General features: G+C 49.0%; 23 protein-coding genes. 18 read left to right on the top strand and 5 right to left on the bottom strand.

The annotated features are described in order from the left end of the window. Positions 1 to 15: 15 nt before the first annotated feature. The 4 genes from ACKA06_RS00230 to ACKA06_RS00215 all read left to right on the top strand — a co-directional run bounded on the left by ACKA06_RS00230 (position 16) and on the right by ACKA06_RS00215 (position 3,850). Entirely contained in the window at positions 16 to 885 is an 870-nt protein-coding gene (locus tag ACKA06_RS00230; RefSeq protein ID WP_411158781.1) for a branched-chain amino acid ABC transporter permease, read from the top strand. Next, positions 885 to 1,883, top strand: a complete 999-nt coding sequence (locus tag ACKA06_RS00225) for a branched-chain amino acid ABC transporter permease (protein WP_411158780.1) — start codon at positions 885 to 887, stop codon at positions 1,881 to 1,883. Before ACKA06_RS00230 ends, ACKA06_RS00225 begins: the two co-directional genes overlap by 1 nt. Before the next feature lie 156 nt (positions 1,884 to 2,039). Next, positions 2,040 to 2,546: a hypothetical protein gene (locus ACKA06_RS00220; RefSeq protein ID WP_411158779.1), complete on the top strand. Its 507-nt coding sequence runs from the start codon at positions 2,040 to 2,042 to the stop codon at positions 2,544 to 2,546. 317 nt (positions 2,547 to 2,863) lie between these two features. After that, complete coding sequence (locus ACKA06_RS00215) at positions 2,864 to 3,850, top strand: phosphotransferase enzyme family protein (protein ID WP_411158778.1); 987 nt, start codon at positions 2,864 to 2,866, stop codon at positions 3,848 to 3,850. A 68-nt stretch (positions 3,851 to 3,918) separates the two neighbouring features. Here the strand turns inward: ACKA06_RS00215 and ACKA06_RS00210 are convergent, their stop codons facing one another. After that, on the bottom strand, positions 3,919 to 4,536 hold the full coding sequence (locus tag ACKA06_RS00210) for a GntR family transcriptional regulator (RefSeq protein ID WP_411158777.1): 618 nt from the start codon (positions 4,534 to 4,536) through the stop codon (positions 3,919 to 3,921). 220 nt (positions 4,537 to 4,756) lie between these two features. Here ACKA06_RS00210 and garR point away from each other — a divergent pair, with 220 nt between their 5' ends. The 7 genes from garR (at position 4,757) to ACKA06_RS00175 (ending at position 10,534) form a co-directional block, all read left to right on the top strand. Beyond that, positions 4,757 to 5,656: a 2-hydroxy-3-oxopropionate reductase gene (gene garR / locus ACKA06_RS00205; RefSeq protein ID WP_411158950.1), complete on the top strand. Its 900-nt coding sequence runs from the start codon at positions 4,757 to 4,759 to the stop codon at positions 5,654 to 5,656. Continuing rightward, on the top strand, positions 5,656 to 7,086 hold the full coding sequence (locus ACKA06_RS00200; RefSeq protein WP_411158949.1) for a four-carbon acid sugar kinase family protein: 1,431 nt from the start codon (positions 5,656 to 5,658) through the stop codon (positions 7,084 to 7,086). Before garR ends, ACKA06_RS00200 begins: the two co-directional genes overlap by 1 nt. A 103-nt stretch (positions 7,087 to 7,189) precedes the next feature. Beyond that, positions 7,190 to 8,533, top strand: a complete 1,344-nt coding sequence (locus tag ACKA06_RS00195) for a GntP family permease (RefSeq protein WP_197670166.1) — start codon at positions 7,190 to 7,192, stop codon at positions 8,531 to 8,533. A 183-nt stretch (positions 8,534 to 8,716) separates the two neighbouring features. Then, the gene (locus ACKA06_RS00190; RefSeq protein WP_411158776.1) at positions 8,717 to 9,175 is read left to right on the top strand and encodes an ASCH domain-containing protein; all 459 of its coding nucleotides are present in this window, start codon (positions 8,717 to 8,719) and stop codon (positions 9,173 to 9,175) included. Between the two features lie 168 nt (positions 9,176 to 9,343). Next, on the top strand, positions 9,344 to 9,712 hold the full coding sequence (locus ACKA06_RS00185; RefSeq protein WP_032085743.1) for a PH domain-containing protein: 369 nt from the start codon (positions 9,344 to 9,346) through the stop codon (positions 9,710 to 9,712). Between the two features lie 45 nt (positions 9,713 to 9,757). Then, positions 9,758 to 10,000, top strand: a complete 243-nt coding sequence (locus ACKA06_RS00180) for a hypothetical protein (protein WP_411158775.1) — start codon at positions 9,758 to 9,760, stop codon at positions 9,998 to 10,000. A gap of 84 nt (positions 10,001 to 10,084) precedes the next feature. Then, a complete protein-coding gene (locus ACKA06_RS00175) occupies positions 10,085 to 10,534 on the top strand; it encodes a GNAT family N-acetyltransferase (RefSeq protein WP_411158774.1) in 450 nt (149 codons plus the stop codon). A 148-nt stretch (positions 10,535 to 10,682) separates the two neighbouring features. Here the strand turns inward: ACKA06_RS00175 and ACKA06_RS00170 are convergent, their stop codons facing one another. Next, positions 10,683 to 11,618 (bottom strand): nucleoside hydrolase, encoded by a 936-nt coding sequence (locus tag ACKA06_RS00170; RefSeq protein ID WP_411158773.1) that lies wholly within the window; start codon positions 11,616 to 11,618, stop codon positions 10,683 to 10,685. Between the two features lie 215 nt (positions 11,619 to 11,833). Beyond that, on the bottom strand, positions 11,834 to 12,607 hold the full coding sequence (locus ACKA06_RS00165; protein ID WP_214873165.1) for a putative hydro-lyase: 774 nt from the start codon (positions 12,605 to 12,607) through the stop codon (positions 11,834 to 11,836). A 144-nt stretch (positions 12,608 to 12,751) separates the two neighbouring features. On the opposite strand from ACKA06_RS00165, the gene ACKA06_RS00160 reads away from it, so the two are divergent. The 7 genes from ACKA06_RS00160 to ACKA06_RS00130 all read left to right on the top strand — a co-directional run bounded on the left by ACKA06_RS00160 (position 12,752) and on the right by ACKA06_RS00130 (position 20,269). Beyond that, positions 12,752 to 13,543 (top strand): aminoglycoside N(3)-acetyltransferase, encoded by a 792-nt coding sequence (locus ACKA06_RS00160; RefSeq protein ID WP_411158772.1) that lies wholly within the window; start codon positions 12,752 to 12,754, stop codon positions 13,541 to 13,543. Between the two features lie 359 nt (positions 13,544 to 13,902). Then, positions 13,903 to 14,610, top strand: a complete 708-nt coding sequence (locus ACKA06_RS00155) for a DNA alkylation repair protein (RefSeq protein ID WP_411158948.1) — start codon at positions 13,903 to 13,905, stop codon at positions 14,608 to 14,610. Positions 14,611 to 14,614: 4 nt separating this feature from the next. After that, positions 14,615 to 14,833 carry a hypothetical protein gene (locus ACKA06_RS00150; protein WP_411158771.1) on the top strand — a complete coding sequence of 73 codons (219 nt, stop codon included), beginning with the start codon at positions 14,615 to 14,617 and terminating at the stop codon, positions 14,831 to 14,833. A gap of 392 nt (positions 14,834 to 15,225) precedes the next feature. Continuing rightward, on the top strand, positions 15,226 to 15,912 hold the full coding sequence (locus ACKA06_RS00145; protein ID WP_411158770.1) for a response regulator transcription factor: 687 nt from the start codon (positions 15,226 to 15,228) through the stop codon (positions 15,910 to 15,912). A gap of 1 nt (position 15,913) precedes the next feature. Further along, positions 15,914 to 16,927: a sensor histidine kinase gene (locus tag ACKA06_RS00140; protein ID WP_411158769.1), complete on the top strand. Its 1,014-nt coding sequence runs from the start codon at positions 15,914 to 15,916 to the stop codon at positions 16,925 to 16,927. A gap of 79 nt (positions 16,928 to 17,006) precedes the next feature. Continuing rightward, on the top strand, positions 17,007 to 17,690 hold the full coding sequence (locus ACKA06_RS00135) for an ABC transporter ATP-binding protein (protein WP_032085751.1): 684 nt from the start codon (positions 17,007 to 17,009) through the stop codon (positions 17,688 to 17,690). After that, positions 17,687 to 20,269: an FtsX-like permease family protein gene (locus tag ACKA06_RS00130; RefSeq protein ID WP_411158768.1), complete on the top strand. Its 2,583-nt coding sequence runs from the start codon at positions 17,687 to 17,689 to the stop codon at positions 20,267 to 20,269. Before ACKA06_RS00135 ends, ACKA06_RS00130 begins: the two co-directional genes overlap by 4 nt. 241 nt (positions 20,270 to 20,510) lie before the next feature. On the opposite strand, the gene ACKA06_RS00125 is transcribed toward ACKA06_RS00130, so the two are convergent. Continuing rightward, a complete protein-coding gene (locus ACKA06_RS00125; RefSeq protein ID WP_411158767.1) occupies positions 20,511 to 21,488 on the bottom strand; it encodes an MBL fold metallo-hydrolase in 978 nt (325 codons plus the stop codon). A gap of 432 nt (positions 21,489 to 21,920) precedes the next feature. After that, complete coding sequence (locus tag ACKA06_RS00120; protein WP_411158766.1) at positions 21,921 to 23,216, bottom strand: MFS transporter; 1,296 nt, start codon at positions 23,214 to 23,216, stop codon at positions 21,921 to 21,923. Positions 23,217 to 23,221 lie beyond the last annotated feature (5 nt).

The raw sequence follows: 23,221 nt of genomic DNA, 5'->3' as shown, positions 1-23,221 counted from the left end.
GGGAGGTGAGTTTAGTTGGAAGTGATGGTTAATCTGCTTGTGAATGGGGTATCAACAGGACTTTTAATTTTTTTATTGGCAGCAGGACTTACCCTTATTTTTGGACTGATGGATGTCTTGAACTTTGCCCACGGAGGTTTGTTTGTCTGGGGAGCATTTATGGGAGCATGGATTTTTAATGAGACAGGGAATTTCTTATTGTCGACTATAGGAGCGATTGCTGCAGGGATGTTGATCGGGTGGCTATTGGAACGTTTCCTCATTCGTCCCGTGTATGGGAATCATGTCCGGCAATTATTGATTACATTGGGCGGAATGCTCGTCTTGACAGAAAGCATCAAGGTGTTCTGGGGACCGAATCCAATCAGGGTGAATCTGCCGGAGTGGTTGCAGGGAAGTTACCAATTCGGAGACATCATCTTGATTAAATACCGGTTATTCGTCATCCTTGTCGGGATTATTCTCTATATTGGGTTGTGGCAGCTTCTCAGTCGGACGAAGATCGGATTGATGATCCGGGCGGGTGTACTGGATAAAGAAATGGTGCAGGCACTTGGGATCAATGTGAAGGCGATGTTCACTTTTGTTTTCCTGCTTGGGTCTGCATTGGCAGCATTGGGGGGATCACTCTTGGCTCCCTATTCAGGGATTGTTTTTGCCGAGATGGGGATGCAGTACGCTATCCTAGCGTTCATTGTGGTCATCATTGGAGGTATGGGAAGCCTGCAGGGCTCCATGTATGCATCGTTAATCGTTGGTGTAGCAGGAGCATTCATGGCCTACTATGTTCCTGATCTTTCCCTTGCTCTGAATATGCTGCTGCTGGCACTTGTCCTACTGGTGAAACCAACCGGACTGATGGGGGAAAAGGAGGGGGCGATCTAATGGGTGTGACCAATCGGATTTCACTTTATATGGGAGGTGCTGTATTTCTCAGCCTTCTGTTGTTCCCATTTATCAACGATTCACGGAGCATGCTTATCCTTTTCACCCAGATTTTTATTTTCGCCATCTTTGCCATGAGCTTTGACCTTTTGCTCGGTTATACCGGGATTGTTTCCTTTGGACATTGTATGTTTTTTGGTATCGGGGCTTATAGCGTTGCGATTCTATTTAACAGACAAGAACCCACGCTGCTTAACTTCTTATTAGGGATATTGATAGGGGTGGTGCTCTCGGCTGTTGTCAGCTATATCATCGGACTATTAAGCCTGAGGTTGAAAAGCCATTTCTATGCCATGCTAACGTTGGCCGTATCCCAACTGTTTTTGGTACTGGCAGAGAAATGGAGGGCACTCACCCTTGGCGGTGACGGATTTACCTTCACTGTCCCTGATGTGTTCAAGGACCGGATGTCTTTTTACTTCATTGCTCTATGCTCAGTGATGGTCATTTTCATCCTGCTTAAGCTTTTCACCGAATCATCGACGGGAAAAGTATTGAAGGCCATTTCCCAGAATGAGTATCGTGCGGAAGCCTTGGGTTTCAAGACTTTGCACTATAAATTGATGGCGAGTGTTGCAGCGGGGATGGTGGCAGCGTTCAGCGGAGCGTTATATGCGATCTCGCTGCGATTCATCAATACAAACGTCTTCTCCATCGAAGTCACACTCGACGCACTTTTGATGACGATGATCGGAGGAGTCGGAACCTTAGTAGGTGCAATTGCGGGAGCAGGAATCATCGAGTTCTTGCGTCACTACCTGTCGGAGTTAGCGATGCAGTATCCGATTTTTGAACGATGGACAATTATTTTAGGGTTTTTATATGTTGTTGTACTCCTGGCTTTTCCGAGTGGGTTGGCAGGGGTGTTCAAGAGAGTTAGAAATCGCCGTTTGCCGAAGAAAGAGGCAAGGGATGTGGAAGGGAAACGGGTTGCTTGAAGATGGGTCCTCGGCTTTGTAAGCCGGGGCCTTTTTATGGTTTTATTGCATTTCTCGATAGGTTATGAAATGAAAAACGTTCACAAAATGTTCACTTATGAAGGCAGTCCCGCTATCGCTATAATGACAAGGTGCTAAAGAGAAGGGATGTTGAACATGACAAATACTATGTACACAGAGACAAGGCTGCCGAGGAACGGAAAAGAAGGGATCCTTTTTTTGTTGATCATATCCATTATTTCAGTGAACACGATTGCCCCGATCATCGTCGGATTGGAACGCGGGTTCAGCATGGACGTATACACGGATACCTTGAAGATCATTCCGATCATGTGGGTGGTCGTAATTTTTTGTGTCACCCTGATTGCAGGACCGATTGTCGGGAAGCTGATGCCTAAATTTGTGGAGAAGGCGGATGGATTCAATGCCAGGGTTTTATTTGAAACGCTATTTACTGTTACGGTTTTATCCATCCTGTTGTCCATCATCGGGAATTGGATCGGAACGAAACAAATCAGCATGGCCCCGATTGAGAATTTCCTTCATATCTGGCCGCGGAATTTCGGGATTGCTTTGTGGATTGAGCTACTGGTTGCGCAGCCGATTGCGAGGTGTGTGATGAAGCAGATGCATATGAGTCAGGAGCGTAAGGGGGGAGTTTGAATGTATAAGAGTTTAAGAGGGGAATAAAAGAAGTTTTTCTTGTTTTCCAAAATTATCTAGTTTATTATTATAGTAACTTTAATCGGAAGGGGTGAGGTGTATGTCTGTTAATTCAATAAGTTCGTCCGCCTTCCCCGTTGTGAAAAGATCATAATGGATGGGCCGGACGCAGGGCTTCCATCTTAAGAACGTTACACCAGCATCTTTAAAATTGACAGGAGAGCCGGAGATTTTTGATTTGGCTCTCCTTTTTTATGTAGAAAAAGCCCCGTGCTTATTGAGTTTTTTCAATAATCATAAGAGGGGAAGTCGGTAACATGATGAAATTAAGTACGATGAAAAAAGTGATGAACAGATTGTACAGTGAAGAGGGTGATTCATTCATTGAGCAAATTCTTGACCCGTGGGGGTTTGACGAAGACTCTGTGGCGATTGTGAGGGCGAGTGCGAATGTTGTTTTAACATTCACTTTAGACGGAAAGCAGTATTTTCTAAGATTCAATGATTCTTCAGAAAGGGACTATCTGTCGATTGAAGCAGAACTTGCCATCGTTAGGTATCTCGGGGAGAAGTCGCTGAATGTGGCTAAACCGGTACCATCAATAAAGGGAAATGATATCGAAGTGGCGGAAACTGATATAGGGACGTTTTATGCTGTCGTATTCGAAGCGATGGAAGGTGACCATCTTGATTTGGAAGAGATGACAGAACGGCAGGTATATCTGTGGGGGAAGGCCCTCGGAAATCTTCATGAACATCTTAAACAGCTGCCTGAAGGATTCAGGGTGAATCGCCCAAGCTGGAAAGAACGTTTGATAGCAGTAAAAGATATCCTTCCGAAGCAAGAACTGTCCGCGCATAGAGAGTGTGACAGGCTGCTTGAATGGGCAGACGGGTTGAGCTTATCAAAAGAACATTACGGGCTCATCCATTATGATTTTGAGCTGGACAATGTGATGTTTGATCATGAAACAATCGGAATGCTTGATTTTGATGACTCATCGGTACATTGGTATGCCGCGGATATTGTGTATGCATTAAGGGATGCAGGGGATTTTGATGGGGAAAATCCGGTGACCAAAATATTTATAGAAGGTTATGAGAGTGAAACGGATCTCGATCTGGATATACTTAAGTCGGCATCTGGTTTCGAGAGGATGCACAATTTGATTTCCCTTGCCAGGTTGATCAGGGCTGTTGATATTGAGGAAGGCGGCGGTCATCCTGGATGGTTGGAGGATTTACGGGTGAAGCTCGTTGGGGTGATGGAAAAATACAGCTCAAATATTGAGAAGTTAGATTGATAGGACAAGAGTCGTAAAAGAAGCTGGGTATGATCACCGAACATTCGGTATCATTGCCCAGCTTTTTTTTACCCCCGCATCACATGCAAACAAAACTCCAAATCCGCTTGTATATGCTCCTTCATCAACCTCTCAGCTTCATCCCCATTATGAGCGACAATCGCATCATAAATCTCCTGATGTTCATCAATCAGGAATGGCCGGTTATGATAAACAACGGTTTTCCTGAATAAATAGATGATTGACTGCATGCGTTCGATGGTGTCGACCATGACGGGATTGTTGGTGGCGTTGACGATGATGTCGTGGAATTGTTTGTTGGCTTCCATGATTTCTTCGTTTGTGCCGTTCCTGCCGATGTCGATGCATTCTTTCAGCTGGTTAAGGTCTGCTTCGTTCATATAGGTAGCGGCCGACCGGGCTGCGAATCCTTCGAGGAGGATTCGGACCTGGAAGTAGTGGCGGAGGTCCATGTCGGTCGGATTGACGACTCGCTTTTGTTTCACAAGCCCTTCCTGTTCAAGTTTCCGCATGGATTCGCGGATCGGTGTCCGGCTCACTCCGAGTTGTTCCGCAAGTTTTTCCTCGATCAGCTTTGTGCCCCGTTCGAGTTCTCCATTCAAGATTTGGTCACGTATATATTCATAAGATTGTAAATAAGCATGCTGCTGTGTTTTCTTTTTCAACTAAATCGACTCCAATGAAAGACTTCCTGTTTGTCTTTTTTACATATTCGGCTATTAAAAAATAATGCCCTTCCTAAAAGTATAGAACGAGTTGGGACGATTTGAAAGTTCTAACGGAAAATAATTTTGTATACATTTCATATATTTTTGTATGCAAAATATAAATTATTGTGTACAATTGGTGACAACAAATGAAAACGCTTTATTTCATCAGGAGGGAATAAATATGAGACTTGGATTTATTGGTCTTGGCATCATGGGAAAACCGATGTCACTGAATCTGGTTAAGAGTGGCTACGATGTAACCGTGTTTGATATTAATGAGTCAGCAGTGGAAGAGTTAGTGGGCTCAGGAGCACGGGGAGCCGGTTCTGCAAAAGAAGTAGGGGAGATGAGTGACATCATTTTCACGATGCTTCCTAAGGGTGAGCATGTGGAAAGTGTTGTCCTTGGTGAAAGCGGTGTCATATACGGTGCGAATGATGGAGCAATCGTCGTCGATATGAGCTCGATCTCTCCCGTTCAATCGAAAGGGATTGCCGAAGCACTTGAAGCCAGGGGGATGGAAATGCTCGATGCCCCGGTGAGCGGCGGGGAGCCGAAGGCGATCGACGGGACGCTTGCCATCATGGTCGGAGGAAAAGAAGATATCTATGAAAAGGTGAAACCTTACTTTGACGTGATGGGTCAGGATATCACTCTTGTTGGGGACAATGGGTGCGGTACGACAGCGAAGCTCGCCAACCAGATCCTGGTGAATGTGCATATTGCCGCGATGTCAGAGGCACTGACGTTAGCATCGAAAGCAGGGATCGACATCAAGAAGATGTATGAAGCAATCCGAGGAGGACTGGCCGGAAGTGCGGTGCTTGATGCGAAGGTTCCGTTGATTCTGGAGCGGAACTTCGTTGCCGGCGGACGCATTGACATCAACGCGAAGGATTTGACCAATGTAATGGATACAGCCCACTCAATCGGAGTGCCGCTTCCGCTTTCCAGCCAGGTGCTCGAGATGTATCACTCTTTGATGGCTGACGGAAAAGCAGCCGATGATCACGGCGGACTCATCCAACACTACGAGAAGCTTGCGAATTTTGAAGTAAAGGGTGTCAGCCAGTGATGAAAACAAGGAATGTCGATGAAATCCTATCATCCTATCAGCCTGTTGATGAAGGAACAGTAAATGAGCTATGGGAAAAAGTCAGGCCTGGATTCAAGCATAAAATCATCGTCCTTGATGACGATCCGACTGGTGTCCAGACTGTCCACGACGTTTCGGTATACACCGATTGGGAGGAAGACACCATTGAACTTGGGTTCCTGGAAGAGGGGCAGATGTTCTTCATCCTGACAAATTCGAGAGCTTTCACGGCAAAAGAAACCGAGCAGGTTCACCGGGATATTGCGGAACGAACAGAGCTCATCTCAAAGAAATTGGGTATTCCATATTTGATAATCAGCCGAGGGGATTCGACGCTGAGAGGACATTATCCGCTTGAGACGGATGTTCTGAGACGGTCGATGGAAGCTGAAAGCGGCGGGCGTGTGGACGGGGAGGTCATACTTCCGTTTTTCAAAGAAGGCGGCCGCTTGACGGTCGAGAACACTCACTTCGTTCAACAGGAAACCGAACTTGTACCTGCCGGGGTAACCGAATTCGCAAAGGACCGGACATTCGGCTACAAGTCGAGTCACTTAGGGGAATGGGTCGAAGAAAAGACAAAAGGTGTTTTTCCAAAAGAAGGCGTCACGTACATTTCTCTGGAATCCATCCGAAGCCTGGATATTGATGGGATTAAAGCACAATTACTCGGGGTGAATGACTTCGGCAAGGTCGTTGTCAATGCTGTTGAAGAATCGGATGTCAGGGTATTTGCGACGGCACTGATCCTCGCCATCGAAGAAGGAAAACGTTTCATCTTGCGGACGGCTGCTGCTTTTACCAAGGTGATCGGGGATATTTCTTCTCGGCCGTTGTTAACGAGGGCAGAGCTGATCAATGAGGAGAGGGAGAACGGCGGTCTGGTCATTGTCGGTTCCCATGTCAAAAAGACGACCGATCAATTGAACGCCCTGAAGGAATTGTCCTCTCTGCACTTCATTGAGTTCGACGCTCATCTCGTCCTGGATAAAAAAGCGTTCAGGAAGGAAATCGCGCGGGTGCGGAATGAAGCGGAAACAAAGGTAGCCGGTGGAATCAGTACGGTCATCTATACGAAGAGAAAGCGGCTTGATCTCGGCGACGGGATGGAAGAGCAGGAGCTACAGCTGTCCGTCGAGATTTCAAATGCTGTGACGAGCATCGTCCGTGACTTCTCTGTAAGACCGAACTACCTGATTGCTAAAGGAGGAATTACCTCCAGCGATGTCGGAACAAACGGGTTGTGTGTGAAACGAGCGACCGTCGCGGGTCAAATCGCACCGGGGATCCCGGTCTGGGAGACAGGCGAAGAGAGTACGTTCCCATTCATCCCGTACGTCATTTTTCCGGGGAATGTCGGAGCAGTCACCACGTTAAGAGATGTTGTCTCGACACTTGAAAGCAAGTAACTGCTTTAGGGTTCAAAGCAGGGCCGTCTTTTTCTGAGGGGAATCCAGGCGGCCCGGCTTATCATAAATGGAGCTTCATAAAAACAAAGGGGGTAATCAGAATATGGTTACAGGAAATATGTTGATTGTGATTTTCTTACTGTCGTTAGCTGCACTTTTTTTCTTGATTTTAAAATTGAAGGTTGAACCATTTTTATCACTGATCGGTGTTGCTTTTGCAACGGCCGTCGTGATCGGCATGCCGCTGAATGAAGTGGCAGCCACCGTGACCCAGGGGTTCGGGAATACATTGACCGGCGTCGGGATCCTGATCGGACTCGGTGTCATCTTTGGACAGTTCCTCGGCGCGTCCGGTGCGATTGAAAAAATCGCTGCCGCAGTATTAAAAGCATTTGGGGTAAAAAAATCACCGGCCGGTCTTGCCTTGACGGGTACGGCTGTTTCAATACCGGTATTCTTCGATGCCGCATTCGTCATCTTAAGCGGATTGATCAAAAGTTTATCAAAGAAAACAGGAATCTCAGTGATTTCTTTTGTAACGGCATTAGGTGTAGGATTGATCGTCTCCCACAACATGATCGCGCCGACTCCAGGCCCGCTTGTTGTGGCGGAAAACACGGGCTCAGATCTTGGATTATTCATCCTTTATGGAATTCTTGTAGCCATTCCGGCAACACTTGCCGGAGGATATTTCTACGGATTATTCATCGGGAAGCGCATGAACCATTCGGGCGCCGTTGAGGAAGTTGCTGTGAGTCTTGAAGATGCACCGAAAAAAGAAATCAGCACTGGCCTGAGTTTCTTCATGCTGGCATTGCCAATTGCACTCATCCTGCTCAACACTATATCGCAGCTGTTATTCCCGGACACCGGACTTTCAAGTGTATTAGGCTTCATCGGTGATAAGAACATTGCCCTGTTCATAAGTGTCATCGCCGCGATCATCATGCTCAGACCATATATCTCTGTTCCAAACAGCAGATTGTATTCTGAAGCGATCAACTCAGCGGGGATCATCATCCTTGTAACTGGTGCCGGTGGAGCGTTCGGTGCCGTCATCAATAAAAGCGGAATTGGTGATCATCTCATCGCGACGATGCAAAGCTGGAGCATCCCGGTTCTATTGCTTGCCTTCATTTTCTCGCAAATCCTGCGTGCGTCACTCGGTTCGGCAACCGTTGCCCTTGTGACGACATCCAGCATCATGGGGCCGATGGCGGTGGAACTTGGTGTCTCACCAATCTTACTCGGGCTTGCCATCTGTGCCGGCGGAATCGGTCTTTCCCTTCCGAATGACTCAGGCTTCTGGGTTGTGAACAGATTCGGTAAACTGACTGTACCGCAGACGCTCAAAGCGTGGACACTCGGCGGATTCATTGCCGGATTAACGGCGATTACGACGGTTTTGATTTTGAGTTTATTCTCGGGGATTCTTCCGGGGTTGTAAAATATATAAAAGATCCCTTTCTCAGGCAGTGTGCTGGGGGAGGGGTTTTTAAAATTAGGGGAGTAGATAAGCAATATCTGAAAAGCTCTCCAATCCTTTGAAGGTTTTACACCAAATTCTCCCCAAGTTGATATAATCAAGTTTAGATAGTTTTGACTATAAAGGTTTTGGGGAGAGAAATATATGAATGAAGCATCGCAGATTTATTGGGATGAATTTTGGAAGTCACAAGATCAAGACAAACCTATAAGAGTAAGTGCATGGCAATTCGGGGCTGACCCGGATCATTTAGCTCAATTGGTCATAGATGGTGTGAAATCAGCCACATGTTCGGGACTGGTTTTTTATGAAATGGAAAAAGAGCCGCTGCCAACCGATGAAGATTACAGCATTATCTTAAACAGTAAAGATGAACCTTTAGCGATCATTAAAACAGTGGATGTGAAAATTTTGCCGATGAATGAGGTTCCGGAGGATTTTGCCATTGCAGAGGGTGAAGGGGACAGAACCTATCAATATTGGAAAGAGGCTCATGAAAGATTCTTCACTAGAGAGCTGAATGATGCGGGGATGGAATTCTCGGAAGATATGATGTTGGTCTGTGAGCGTTTCGAGTTAGTGAATGTCAGAAAGAAAGAGTAGGATACCATGTAAACCCTGCTATTAAAGTAGACTGCTAATGGCTTAGAAGGATATCTTCTAAGCTTTTTTCGCTGCGTGTTTATCCTCTCCGACTGATTTTAAAAAGGGTTTTCGACATTCATGTCGAATAGATATAGAGTAAACCAAATTTTCCAAGGGGGATGACAAATGGCTGCAACGACAGGTATTTTGGAATGGACGCTGCTATCTGAATGTCCGGTACCGGATGATGTGACGGCTCTTCTTGTCAATGGGGAAGAAGCGGTTGCTGCGTATAAGACGTTCAGGGACAGTGCCATTTTTACAAATAAGAGATTGATTGTCAGGGATTCTCAGGGACTTACCGGAAAGAAGGTGGAGGTGTATTCCCTGCCGTATTCTTCTATTCTGATGTGGTCGACGGAGAATGCCGGGAGCTTCCTTGATGTGAATGCGGAGGTCGAGCTTTGGACGAAGGCAGGGCATATCAAGGTGAAGCTCAAGAAGGGGATCGATGTCAGGAAGTTTGATAAGTTGATAGCAGAGGCGCTCTTGTAGGGGACATCTTTTTTTATGAAAAGAAAAGATGACAGGAGTGTTCTTATGGTAAAACGTTTTTTTCTCGGCATAAAAATCATATTGATAGCCGCTGGCTTTTTTCTTGCTGCGACCGAGCATCTTAGTGAGTCGTGGCTGATCATCGGACTTTTCTGGTTGATCACCGGTGTTGAAACGGCAATCCGTTCTTATCGGGAAAAAGGTAAGATCCCGGTGGGTTTCGGCGTCGTGTTCGCAGTTGCCACAGTTGTCTTGTTGACACTGGGGGTCATTCGTTTTTGGTCGTGACTTTTGAAGGCCCGTCCCTTGTTACGGTAGTGGTTTACCGTGGTGAGGGACGGGCTTTTGACGTATTTTGAAAGGGGTTTTCCGATGGACTGGGATAAGGTTGTGATGGTTCCCTATCAGCCGGAGTATGCTGAAAGGACCGTAAAAATGTGGCGCGACAGCAAGTATAAAGCGATCGGGCAGAAAGAGATTCATAGTTTTGACAACCATGTACACTTTCTGAATCATATACTGCCTGAGGGATTTCAGGTTGAACTGGTGCTTGTGGATGATAAGGTGGTTGGAATGATGGCCTGCAATGAGTCTGAAATAAATCAGCTTTACATTCATACGGGTTATCAACGGATCGGGATTGGAGAAAAGCTTCTCAATCGAGCGAAAGAAAAATCGGCGGGAGTGTTGAGGCTGTATACATTTGAAATCAATAATAAAGCCCGGCGGTTCTATGAGAAGCAGGGATTTAAGATGATAGGCAGAGGACATGAAAATGAAGAGAATCTGCCGGATATTCTTTATGAATGGAAAAAAGAATGAGCTGTGATTATATGCGGGAGGCCCATCCTCTTTGCGGTGCCGACAGGAGGGATGAACCGGAAGTTCGCTCCTGAAAATGGGTCAAGGTACCTGTCCCCCCGATCCACCCCGGACCCATTAAATGGGCCGCGGTACCTGTCCCCGCGGCTCATTTTCCCGGACCGCCCATGACCTGGATGAAGTCTTTGAGGAAGGCTTCGTAGTCGAGTTCGAGGAAGATGTTGATGTTTTTTTCGGCGTTTTTGGAGCTGACTCTGAAGTCGGCGCTGGAGGTGCCCATTCCGCTGACTCCGGTGAAGACTTCGACTTCCCTGCGGATGGTTTTGCCCATTGAAGGGTTGACCATGAGGGAGAGGGTGACGGCGTCGTGAAGGGGAGCGCCGCCGATACCAGGGATGAGTTTTTTGTACGCTTCAATATAGTATTCCATGACATCGTCGAGGATCTGGACGAGCGGGTGATCGGTCATGTCGAGTATCGTATTTACGTGTTCCATCGTGATGATTGCTTTGTTTGTGACGTTAAGCGGTGCAATGTAGAGGTTGTCAAAGTTCTGCATGACCAGGTTTGAAGCGGTCGGATCACCGTAGAAATTGGCCTCGGCTAAAGGAGTCACGTTCCCTGGTACTAAAAAAGCGCCTCCCATAATATAAAATTCGCTGACATCTTTGGTCAGATTTTCCCCTAAAAGGAAGAGGGCAGCAAGAGACGTATTCCTGCCGACATCAACAATTGTCAAGCCAGGGTTATTTTTGATGATCGTGTACAGTTCCGAGAAATTGGTCAGTTCTACTTGAAGGTCTTCGGGCGGACGGATGGGGCCGAGTCCTTCTTTGCCGTGGATTTCCGGATAGTATGTCGGCGGTTTTCCTGTTGACGGGGCGTTGGTGCCGCCAATGATGGGGACATCTTCCCTTCCGGCAAGCTTCAACAAGTAGGCGATATTGTCCGTAGCCTGCTCCTTGGTGACATTGCCGTAGCTTGAAACGATGGCAAGCACTTTGATTTCAGGATTGAGCAGGGCATACATGATCGCAACTGAATCATCGATGCCGGGATCGGCAAACAAAATGATCTTTTTCATGATACATTCTCCTCGCGTTGGAATTTAGAACGATTACTCTAAGGTATCGGCTGCGCGAGGGGATTATGCCTTTATCGGGGCTTCTGAATCATAAAAAAGCCAGTCCCTTTAAGAGGGTCGGAAGGACAGGTACTATGTCCTGCTTGCCCCGCGAGCATGAGAAAGCCCGTCCCTCACTGCGGTGATGCTTTACCGGGGTGCGGGACGGGCCTTTGTTAGTTGGACTTTAGATACTCTTCGTTCTTCCAATCCGTCACAAACATATGCCCCGGGGAGTGCGTGATCATATAAGGGATTCCCGCCTGCAGTGCGGCAGCCTGCGGGGTGACGCCGCATGCCCAGAACATCGGGGTCTCGCCTTCCTTGATTCCGACAAAGTCACCGAAGTCGGGCTTGGTCACATCCCCGATGCCAATCTCGCGAGGGTCGCCGATATGAAGCGGGGAGCCGTGCATTTCAGGGAACAGGGACGTGATGTCCGCTGCTTTTTGAACAAGAGAATCGGGAACCGGCCTCATTGAGACAACGGTCGGGCCTTCGAACACCCCCGCTTTTTCGGTTGGGATTGACGTCTTATACATGGCCACATTTTTATTTTCTTCAATATGCCGAAGGGGGATGCCGCCTTTGATCAGCTGGCTTTCGAACGTGAAGCTGCAGCCGATCAGGAAACTGACGAAATCCTTTTTCCAGCAGTCGTCGATCCGCTGCTTCTTATCTGTTAATCTGCCATTCTCATAGACGTGATAGAGGGGGATGTCGGTTCGGATATCCGATCCCTTGGCATAGTTGGATTCGAATCGGCCGTCCTCGAGCACTTCGATGATCGGACAGGATTTCGGGTTCCTCATGGTGAAGAGAAGGAAATCGAAGGCGTATTCTTTTGGAAGGACGACCAGGTTTGCCTGGACATAATCCTGCGAGACGCCTGATGTGTGGGTAGTATGGGTACCGTTTCTGATTCTGGCTCTTAATACTGACGGGTGCATGGGTGATGGCTCCTTCCATTTTGTATGAATTGTCTGATTATTGGTATTGTAACATGTTTGGCGGCAGGGCATTTATTTTAAAAGTGGGGATGGAATAATATGTTAGTATGGAGAGAGTCATAGATTTGAGGAGTGGAGAGATTCATGGAGAAGGGGAAACTCATCACGAAGGATCAGCTGAAGAAGGATCTGGAGGCATTGGGTGTAAAAAAAGGAATGACGGTCATGGTGCATTCTTCATTGAAGTCGGTCGGGAGGGTGATCGGGGGTCCGGTTTCTGTCATCATGGCCCTCGAGGAAGCCGTCGGTGCGGGAGGGAACATCGTGATGCCCACCCAGACCGAGCAGCTGTGCGACCCCTCTGAATATGAGGGGGATTTAAGCGAGGAAGAGATGCGGGTCATCCGGGACCATCTGCCGGTGTATCATCCCGACTTGACGCCGACCTGCTATATGGGCTTCATCCCGGAAACGTTCAGGAAGCAGGACGGTGTATTCAGGAGCGCCCACCCCCATACTTCGTTTGCGGCATGGGGGAAGGATGCAGCATACATAACGGAAAACCATGGGGTGGACTTTGCGCTGGGTGAGAAGTCACCGCTTGGGAAAGTGTATGAACTTGACGGCAGGATCTTGCTGCTCGGTGCGCCGGCGGATTCGAATTCGTCTCTGCATCTTGCCGAATACAGGCAGGAGAACAGTTTTGTGAAGGAAAAGATATGGGATGTAAAAGTGAAGCAAGGTGAGGAAGAAGTGTGGACAACCTATCGGGACATCAACAATGACTCGGATGATTTCAATCGGATTTTTGATGATTACAGGCGGGATACGAGTGGAGTGATGGAAGGGAAGGTCGGGGAGGCAAAAAGTTATTTGATGCCGATGAGAGAAATGGTGGAGTATGCGGTTGGGTGGATGAACGGGAACAGGGAGTGAGCGGTTGAGCGGGCTGTTATGGCAGGCGGCTCTTTTTTTATAGAGGAAAAAAAGAACGGGAAGAGAATACTACTACTAAATGGATAATGAATGAGGAGGACATGAATATGACCAATGAAGCAGCACCGAAAAGTGATTTGCCGAAGTTGAGCAAGCCTGCGGAACGGGGACTTCACAATGCCGGGTTTTACCGGTTGGAGCAGTTTACCGGAGTGACAGAGGAGGAGATCCTGAAGCTTCACGGGGTAGGGCCAAAAGCGGTGAGGATGTTGAAGGAAGTTCTTGGAGAGAAGGGACTTTCTTTTGCGGGGGATAAGAGAGATGATACAGGCGGGAAAGCCGGAGGAGGAGTCGAGAATCTGGATGCCGGGACCGTGATGAGGGAGCTTGAAGCGCTCGGTAAGGAACGGATAAAGAAGATGTACATATCGAACGGGGCGAAGGAGCCGGTGTTCGGCGTGGCGACGGGAGCGATGAAGCCGCTGGCGAAGAAAATCAAGGTGAATCAGGAGCTGGCGGAGCAGTTGTATGCAACGGGGAACTATGATGCGATGTACTTTGCGGGCATCATCGCCGATCCGAAGGCGATGACCGAGGCGGATTTTGACCGCTGGATGGACGGGGCTTATTTTTACATGCTGTCTGATAATGTGGTGTCGGTGACGCTTGCAGAGGCGGATATTGCACAGGAAGTCGCCGATAAATGGATTGCTAGCGGGGAAGAACTGAGGATGTCGGCAGGCTGGAGCTGCTACTGCTGGCTGCTCGGGAACCGGAAAGACGAAGAGTTTTCAACGGAAAAGCTTGAAGGAATGCTTGAAACGGTGAAAGAGACCATCCATGATGCGCCGGAACGTGCGAAATCCGCAATGAATAATTTCGTGTATACGGTCGCGGTTTCCTATGTGGCGCTTCATGAGAAGGCGGTTGAGATTGCAGAGGAAATGGGGCCGGTTGAGATGAAGCGGGATGGGAAGAAGCCGAGTATCCTGAATGCTTTTGAGGAGATTCAGAAGCAGGTTGACCGGGGGAGGATTGGGTTTAAGCGGAAGTATGTGAGGTGTTGATGATATGAAATTTTGGAGTATGTTCACGTTTACCTTTATCGTATGCGTTTCCCTCCTTTCACTGCTCGGCTTCCTCTTTGATATCGTTTGGCTGAAGACGTCGTTCATCTTAGATGGAGAGAATGGGTTCACCGGGATCCAGGGATCGATTACGACGGTGATGGTGTCCCTGGCCGCGGGGGTTGTGCTTGCGCGGATGGCGGTTTTGAAGGAAGGAAATTGATTGAACCGGGGGAGAGCCCCTGGTTCTTTTTTTGACTGGAAATCGATATATTTTCCCCGGCTTTATAGTTGAAATAGACAAATTAATTTTTTGAGTACGTGGTGGGGCAGTTTTTATTATGCGAGGCGGACGATTGAGACGTGAAGGGGTATAAATGCAGGCCGCTATTCAGGTTTATGGGACACTGTTTTAAAAATACGAGCCAGATTCCAGATTTACGGGCCACATTCCAAGTTTATGAGCCACTTAGAATGATTCTAATTAGAACCCGTCTGGATTCCCGGTCCGCTAAACCCTGTCCTACCTCGAACCGGGTCACGGTACCTGTCCCCGCGACCCATTCCCGTGGTAAGATATGGGTAACTTTTATTTGAGGCTGGGGTGTGTTTGGTGTGAGGATTTTGCTTGTGGAGGATGATCGGACGATAGCGGCGGGGCTTGAGTATTCGCTGCGGCAGGAAGGCTTTGAAACGGTTCTTTGTTATGATGCCGGGACGGCGAAGTCAGTGATACGGGACCGCCTGGATGGGATTGATCTGTGTTTATTTGATTTGTCACTTCCGGATGGGAGCGGGTATGAGCTGTGTGAGCTGGTGAAGAAGCAGGGGGATAAGCCTGTGATCTTTTTGACGGCGCTGGATGATGAAGTGAATGTGGTGATGGGGCTTGATATGGGGGCGGACGATTATATTACGAAGCCGTTCCGTATCCGTGAGCTCTTGTCGAGGATCCGTTCGGTGCTCAGGCGTTATCAGAAGCAGCCGGCCCAGACGAATGTGTGGTTGGAAATCGGAGACATCCGCATACATACGCTTGAGGGAAAGGTCTATAAGCATGGAGAGGAAGTCGTGCTGACCGCCCTTGAATACAGGCTGCTGCTCATCTTTGCCAATCATGTCGGCCAGGTGCTGACGAGGGCGCAGCTTTTGGACCGGATCTGGGATGTCGCCGGGGATTTTGTGAATGACAATACGCTGACCGTGTATATCAAGCGCCTTCGTGAGAAGCTTGAAGACGATCCACAGCGGCCGGAGATCATCAAGACGATCCGCGGCATGGGCTATAAGGCGGGTGATTGAGATGTGGAGGAACCGGGAGATCAAGCTGTTTTTCATCGTCATCGGGATTGTCACCATGGCCGGAACCGCGGCTGCAGGATTTCTGCTGTCCATCCAGGCGGCAGGCATGGTGTTCATGACGTCCCTGCTGCTCGCTCTCTGCAGTGTGTTTTTCACAAGGTGGCGTTACCGGGAGATTGAGAAGCTGTCGGGATATCTCAGAAAGATCAGCAGCGGGGATGTCAGTCTCGATCTTCGCGACAATCATGAAGGCGAGCTGAGCATTTTGAAAAATGACATCTACAAGGTGACGCTGATGTTATCCGAGAGCCGTTCTCAGCTGGAGCGTGACAAGCTGACATTGACGGATGCCCTGTCGGATATCTCGCACCAGCTGAAGACACCGCTGACGTCGATGACGGTGATGGCGGACCTCCTGAGCGACAGTTCGCTTGAGGAATCGAAGCGCGCGGAGTTCACCGGGAATATCCGCGTGCAGCTTGAACGGATCGAGTGGCTCGTCTCGTCGCTCCTGAAATTATCGAAGATCGATGCGGGGACCATTGCGTTTAAAAAAGACCGGGTCCCTCTGCGCGACTTGATCGACAGGGCCGTCCAGCCGGTGCTGATCCCGATGGATATCAAGGAGCAGACCCTCATCGTGAACGGAGCGGAAGATGCAGCATTTACCGGTGACCTGCGCTGGACGGCAGAAGCACTGATCAATATCCTGAAAAATTGTGTGGAACATACAGGGGACGGCGGGACGATTTCCATTTCATATGAGGAAAACCCCCTTTTCACGGAAATATCGATTGCCGACGACGGGCCGGGGATATCGAAAGAAGACCTGCCTTACATATTCAGAAGGTTTTATAAAGGAAAGAATGCGGGGGATGACAGCGTCGGGATCGGCCTGGCGATGGCGCACAGCATCATCACCGGTCAGCACGGGGATCTCGAGGTCAGGAGTGAAAAAGGGGACGGCACAGCGTTCTCCATCAAATTTTATAAAAGGAACGGGCAAAGTGAATAGATTGTCACTTTCCGAGTCACTTTACAGTCATATTAGGCAGATATACTGAGGGCATCACCTGAAATGTTGGAGGAGAATTATGAGTATCGTACAAATTGAAAATCTGTCTAAAATCTACGGAAAAGGGGAAACGGCGGTCAAGGCACTGGATGACGTGTCGTTTTCCGTGAATAAGGGCGAGTTCGTGGCCATCATCGGTCCATCGGGGTCTGGGAAATCGACGCTTCTTCATTTACTCGGTGGCGTCGACCGGCCGACGAGCGGGAAGGTCATGATCGACAACACGGATATCTATCAGCTGGATGAAACGCAGCTCGCGATCTTCAGGAGGCGTCAGATCGGTCTGATCTATCAGTTCTATAACCTGATCCCGATCTTGACGGTAGAGGAAAACATCACGCTGCCGATGCTGCTGGATCAGCATAAGGTAGACAGCGGTCAGCTTGAATCGATCGTGTCGACACTGGGGCTTGATCAACGTCTAGATCACCTGCCGAACCAGCTGTCGGGCGGACAGCAGCAGCGCGTCTCGATCGGACGGGCGCTGATCAGCAATCCTGCGATCATACTGGCGGATGAGCCGACCGGAAACCTCGACAGCAAGAACAGCAAGGAGATCATCGAACTGTTGAAGATGTTCAACAAGACGTACAACCAGACGCTGATCGTCATCACGCATGATGAGCGGATCGCTCTGCAGGCGGACCGGGTGATCGAAATTGCAGATGGAAGGGTCGCAAAGGATGAGGTGATCCGTCCATGAACATCATCAATAAACTGACCCTGCGATCCCTTAAGGAAAATAAAAAAAGGACGCTCGTGACCATCATCGGTGTCATCATTTCCGTCTCGATGATCATGGCCGTTTCGACGCTCGGGGTTTCATTCCTCGACATCATGAAACGGCAGTCGATCGCGGATAACGGAGAATGGCATGTTCAGTACAGCAACGTCAATGCCGGTCAGATCGATGCGATTACAGGTGACGGGGCAACAGAGAAGCTGATACTGTCAAGCAATGGCGGTTATGCAAAACTTGAAGGGGCCAAGGTTGATGAAAGGCCCTATCTTTTTTTGAAAAAATATAATGAAGAGGGCTTGAAGGAGTTCCCGATTGAATTGGTGGAAGGAAAGCTTCCTTCTTCGAAAAACGAAGTGGCCATCTCCGAGCAGGTCGCGAAAGATGCGGGTGTACAGTTTGAGATTGGAGAGGAAATCACCCTGGATATCGGGAAACGTGAAATCGAGGGGGAAGAAATCGAACTCGGCCAGAATGATCCTCTGCAGCGCGGTGAGAACGGCGTCACGGAAGAGCTCAAGGTTGACTCGACTGAAACATTCACCGTGACTGGTGTCATCAAGCGCCCGTCCTGGGAACCGTCATGGTCTCCCGGCTACACGATGATCGGTTATATCGATAAGGGTTCCATGAAGGATTCCGAACAGGTGAATGCAGTAGTCATCCTTGATAAAGTGAAGGCTTCGTTATTCGATCATGCCAAGCAATTGGCAGAGGAGAACGACATCGAGAAGGTGGGTTTCAATAACGAATTGCTCCGCTACTACGGTGTGACGGATGATGACAATCTGCGTTTTACGCTGTTTTCCCTGCTCGGCATCATCATGGGTGTCATCATTGTCGGTTCGGTTTCCCTCATTTATAACGCATTTGCCATCAGTGTCTCAGAGCGCGCCAGACATCTCGGCATGCTGTCGAGTGTCGGGGCGACGAAGAAACAGAAGAGGGACTCTGTCTTTTTCGAGGGTGCTGTCATCGGCGCCGTCAGCATCCCGGCCGGTCTTCTGGCCGGAATCGGGGGCATCTCGGCAACCTTTTGGTTCATCAATTCGTATCTTGACGGGGCAATGGGGATATCAGAGAAACTTCAGACCGTCGTCACGCCATCTTCTGTTCTGCTTTCCTGTCTGATTTCGGTCGTGACCATCTTCATTTCGACCTATATGCCTGCCCGGAAGGCATCGAAGATCTCAGCCATCGATGCGATCAGGCAGACCCAGGACGTCAAGTTGTCCGGGAAGACGGTCAAAACGTCCAAACTCGTCCGCAAGGTGTTCGGACTGGAAGCTGAGATCGGCCTGAAAAATCTGAAACGAAATAAAAAGAGATATTATGCGACGGTCATTTCCCTTGTCGTCAGCATCGTCCTTTTCTTATCGGTGTCTTTTTTTACGGATAACCTGAAGAAATCAGTGATGATGTCGCAGGATGGGGTCGATTACGACATCCAGGTTTACGGGAAAGGCGGGGATTCCGCTGAGCTTGAGGACCTTGCCCGTGTGGAGGGTGTGACGGATCAAAGTCTGCATAAAACCATGCAGCTTTCATCATTGATCGATAAAAAACAATTCCCTGAAGAATTGGAGAATATGATCGAACAGGAAAACATACCGCTGGAAAACGGACGATATCAATATTATGTGAATTTCTACGGGCTGGATGAACAGAGCTTCAAGGAGTATGCGGCGAAGGCGGGAGCCGATCTTGAGGCGTTCTCTGATCCAGAACAACGGGCGGCGATCGTCATCGGTGAGATTTCCTACCGTGATCCGGCAACTGGTAAATTCGTCGAAACCTCATCCATCAAGGCGGTCCGGGGGGATGAACTCGAGTTGACCTTCACGGATTTTGATACAAATAAAAGCGAGCCGTTCGGGAAGGTGACCATAGGGGCACTGACCGATCAGGTACCGATGGGAATCGGGACGGCCATGGCCGGAGGATTGGATATCATCGTGCCGATGGATACACTGGAGGCGATGGCGGGGAGCCTGATGGAAAGCGGGGTTCAGAGCCAGCTTTTCCTGGAAAGCTCCGATCCGATGAAGACCCAAAAAGCCCTTGAAGAAGCGGCACCGTCGAATCTGTACATTTATAACGTCTATGAAAGGCGCCAGCAGGAAGAGCAGATGATCCTGTTCCTGTCCGTCTTCACATACGGGTTCATTACCTTGATTTCACTCGTTTCGATCGCGAACATCTTCAACACGATCTCAACCGGCATCTCACTCCGGAAACGTGAATTCGCGATGCTGAAATCGATGGGGATGACTCCTAAAGGATTCAACAAAATGATCAACTACGAAAGCATCTTTTACGGCGTCAACGCCCTCTTGTTCGGGCTCCCGATCAGCATCGGGGTCATGTACCTCATCCACAGAGCGGTCGGAGGGACCTTCGAATACGGATTCGAACTGCCTTGGTTCGACCTCCTCTTCGTCATCATCGCCATCTTCATCATCGTCAGCTCGGCCATGCTGTATTCGATCGGGAAGATCAAGAATGAGAACATCATTGAGGGCTTGAAGCAGGAGAATATGTAGGAACACGATAATCAGGACCGGTCCCGAGCCTAGCGGGGGCCGGTTTTTTCGTGGGTTGGTGATGTTTTGGGGAATTGGGGCGGCTGGGTTCCGGTACGCTATGAAAAAAGCGGGGGCAAGATCCAGTCAGGTTTCTTTAACGGTGCTTCTATTCCTCTGCATATAAAGCATACAGGTTCGAGCGGTTGCCCTTGCTTCCGGTTAGGCCCTCCAATCCCGGTAGCGGGAGGCAATTCGGAGATCAGATAAGAGTACGTCCAGATCTAAGTTGTTTTTTACCCCGGTAGAATTCATACATTTTTGAAAGGTTCCCCTCGATTCCGCCCACGCCCATCCAATTTTTATAGGGAAGAGGTGCTTCGAAGCGGGTAACAAGTGATTCCAGAGGGACGTGCTTGTTGATAGCATCAGTCACAGTATCTTTTAAAAATGTGACATATCCTTCTAGTTCATTCAACAGTTCTTTATTTCCGACCTTCCCATGACCGGGGACATAGGTGAAGATGTTCAACTCTCTTACTCTTTCTAATATGTGAAGAAAATCTTCGGGTTCAATGATTGGAACATGCAGATTTTCCGTGAGGAGATCCCCCATGAAAGCAATCTTGTCTTCCGGTAAATACATGAAGGTGTCGCTGGGTGTGTGTCCCCCTCCCAGGCAGTGCAATTCCACTTTTCTTTTCGAACCTTTTAGGAGCAGTTTCTCTTCGAAAAGGACGGATGGAAGGACCATTTCTAGAAGGGGTATGTCGTTCAGGACCTTATTCATTTCGTTGTACTGGTTCTCAAGGCTGGCTTTGAGGATCGGATCCCGGGTGAGTTTAATTTGTTGTTTTACATTTTGCAGATACTCTTTTGTATCTTCTATTTCTTTTTCTACGTCTCCCAGTTTGTTTTTTTCTTTGGACAGCTCTTTTGTTTCAACGGTGGAGATGATGGAAGCATCGCGGAATGCTTGATTGCCGAAGACGTGGTCGCCGTGGTAATGGCTGTTGATCAGGTGCTTTACCTTTTTACCAGTAAGGAGCTCTGCCTGCTTGCGTAATTCTTGTCCGGCAGAGGGAGTGGAGAATGAGTCAAAGATGAGTACTTCATCCCCGAGATCCACGATCCCAGCATTGCTCCAGGCGCCTTTTCCGGGTATGGCGATCGCGGCATAGACCCCGTCAGTTAATGAATACAGTTTGAAGAAGTCAGTCTTTTTAATGAAGGTTGGCATGATGGATCCCTCTTTTTCGTCGGATTGGTATTTATTAGTATTTAACATGAGGATGGTGAATTCCTGCTTGGGGTTGCAAGGGGGACAGGTACCGCGGATCATCTTCGTCTGATTTTTGATGGAGGAAGGATTCGGCCAGCCAGTTTAGAATGATTCTCATAAGATCATATATTTCGATTTAGGATCGTATATTTAAAAATAGGATCATAAAATTGGAATGAGGATCATATATTTCCATTCGGGATCATAAATCTCTGAAATGGATCATATATCTTGTCTGGAAGGTTTCATTGGATGAAATTAAAGGGGAGATTGTGGCTTTTGAAGGATTTTTGCACAAAATTTGAAAAAACCTTCTGAAACGAAGCTGAAATAAGTGGATTTTCTAATAAAATCGAGCAGGACCAAGCTTCGTCAGCATGGTCCTGCTCTTTAGTTTGCTTGTTTTTTCGTCTTGCCGGTCTGCCTGTTCCCCATGAGATACCAGATCATTGCCGGAATGAGGATCAGGGAGATGATTCCGCCCCCGATGGAAAGGGCCGGGTAGCTGGAGAACGCGACGATGATGCCTGAGAGCACACCGCCGGAAGCTCCGGCGAGGGCGATGAAGACGTCGATGCTGCCCTGGGTTTTGGCCCGGGTGGCGGTATCCGTCGAGTCGACAAGGATGGCCGTGCCGCTGATCAGACCGAAGTTCCAGCCGAGTCCGAGTAGCGCGAGTGCAATGGCGAGAATCACAATCGAGTCGGCCGGCGCCGCTGCAGCCAGGATCCCGGCTGCAAGAAGAGTAAGCGCGGCCGCTGCAACCATCGGCATCCGGCCGATTTTATCGACAAGCACACCGGTGATGAGCGACGGCAGGTACATCGCACCGATATGGATTCCGATGATTAGGCCGATGGCCGTCAGCCCGTGGCCATGATGCCCCATATGGACGGGGGTCATCGTCATGATGGCGACCATGACGATCTGTGTCAGGATCATCACGGCGCCGCCGAGGACAACCCCCCGATTGTTTTTTGAAGAAGACGTGACTGATTCCTTGACCCTGACTGTTTCTTGAGCCTTTGAAAGTGCCATTGCCAATACATAGGGGTCCGGACGCATAAAAATGAAGATGACGATGCCGGCAAGGGAGTAGGCGGCAAAAGCCAGGATAAATGGTCCTCCCAGTGGGGGTATCCCGATGGAGACAGCGAATCGACCCATCACATCAACGAGGTTGGGTCCGGCGACCGCACCGAATGTCGTTGCCACCATGGCAAAGCTGACTGCCGTAGCCCGCTGTGCCGGTTTTGCCAGGTCGGTCCCGGCATAGCGCGTCTGGAGGTTTGTGGCAGTCCCGGCTCCGTATATTAAAAGCGAAATAAAAAGCAGGATCACGGAATGGGTGACAGCCGCAGCGACGGCCCCGGCAGCACCGATCCCGCCGATCAGGAAGCCGATGGAAAGACCCGTCCGTCTTCCGTAACGCTGGGAGAGCCTTCCGACAAACATGGCCGCGCCTGCTGAACCCAGCGTGAAGAGGGCGACGGGGACGCCGGAAAAGCTGTCAGTCCCGAGCATATCCTGGGCGAGAAGCGCGCCCACTGTAATGCCGGCAGCGAGCCCCGCCCCTCCAAAGACCTGGGCGATCATGATGATGATCAACGTTTTTTTATAAATAGCCTGCTGGTGTTCAGGGGAATCCAGGCAGTCTTTTATCGCGAGTTCATTATGTGCATTCATGGTAT

It is taken from the genome of Rossellomorea oryzaecorticis, assembly GCF_045897515.1.
Classification (GTDB): domain Bacteria; phylum Bacillota; class Bacilli; order Bacillales; family Bacillaceae_B; genus Rossellomorea; species Rossellomorea enclensis.
This window is presented reverse-complemented; position numbering and strand designations above follow the sequence as displayed.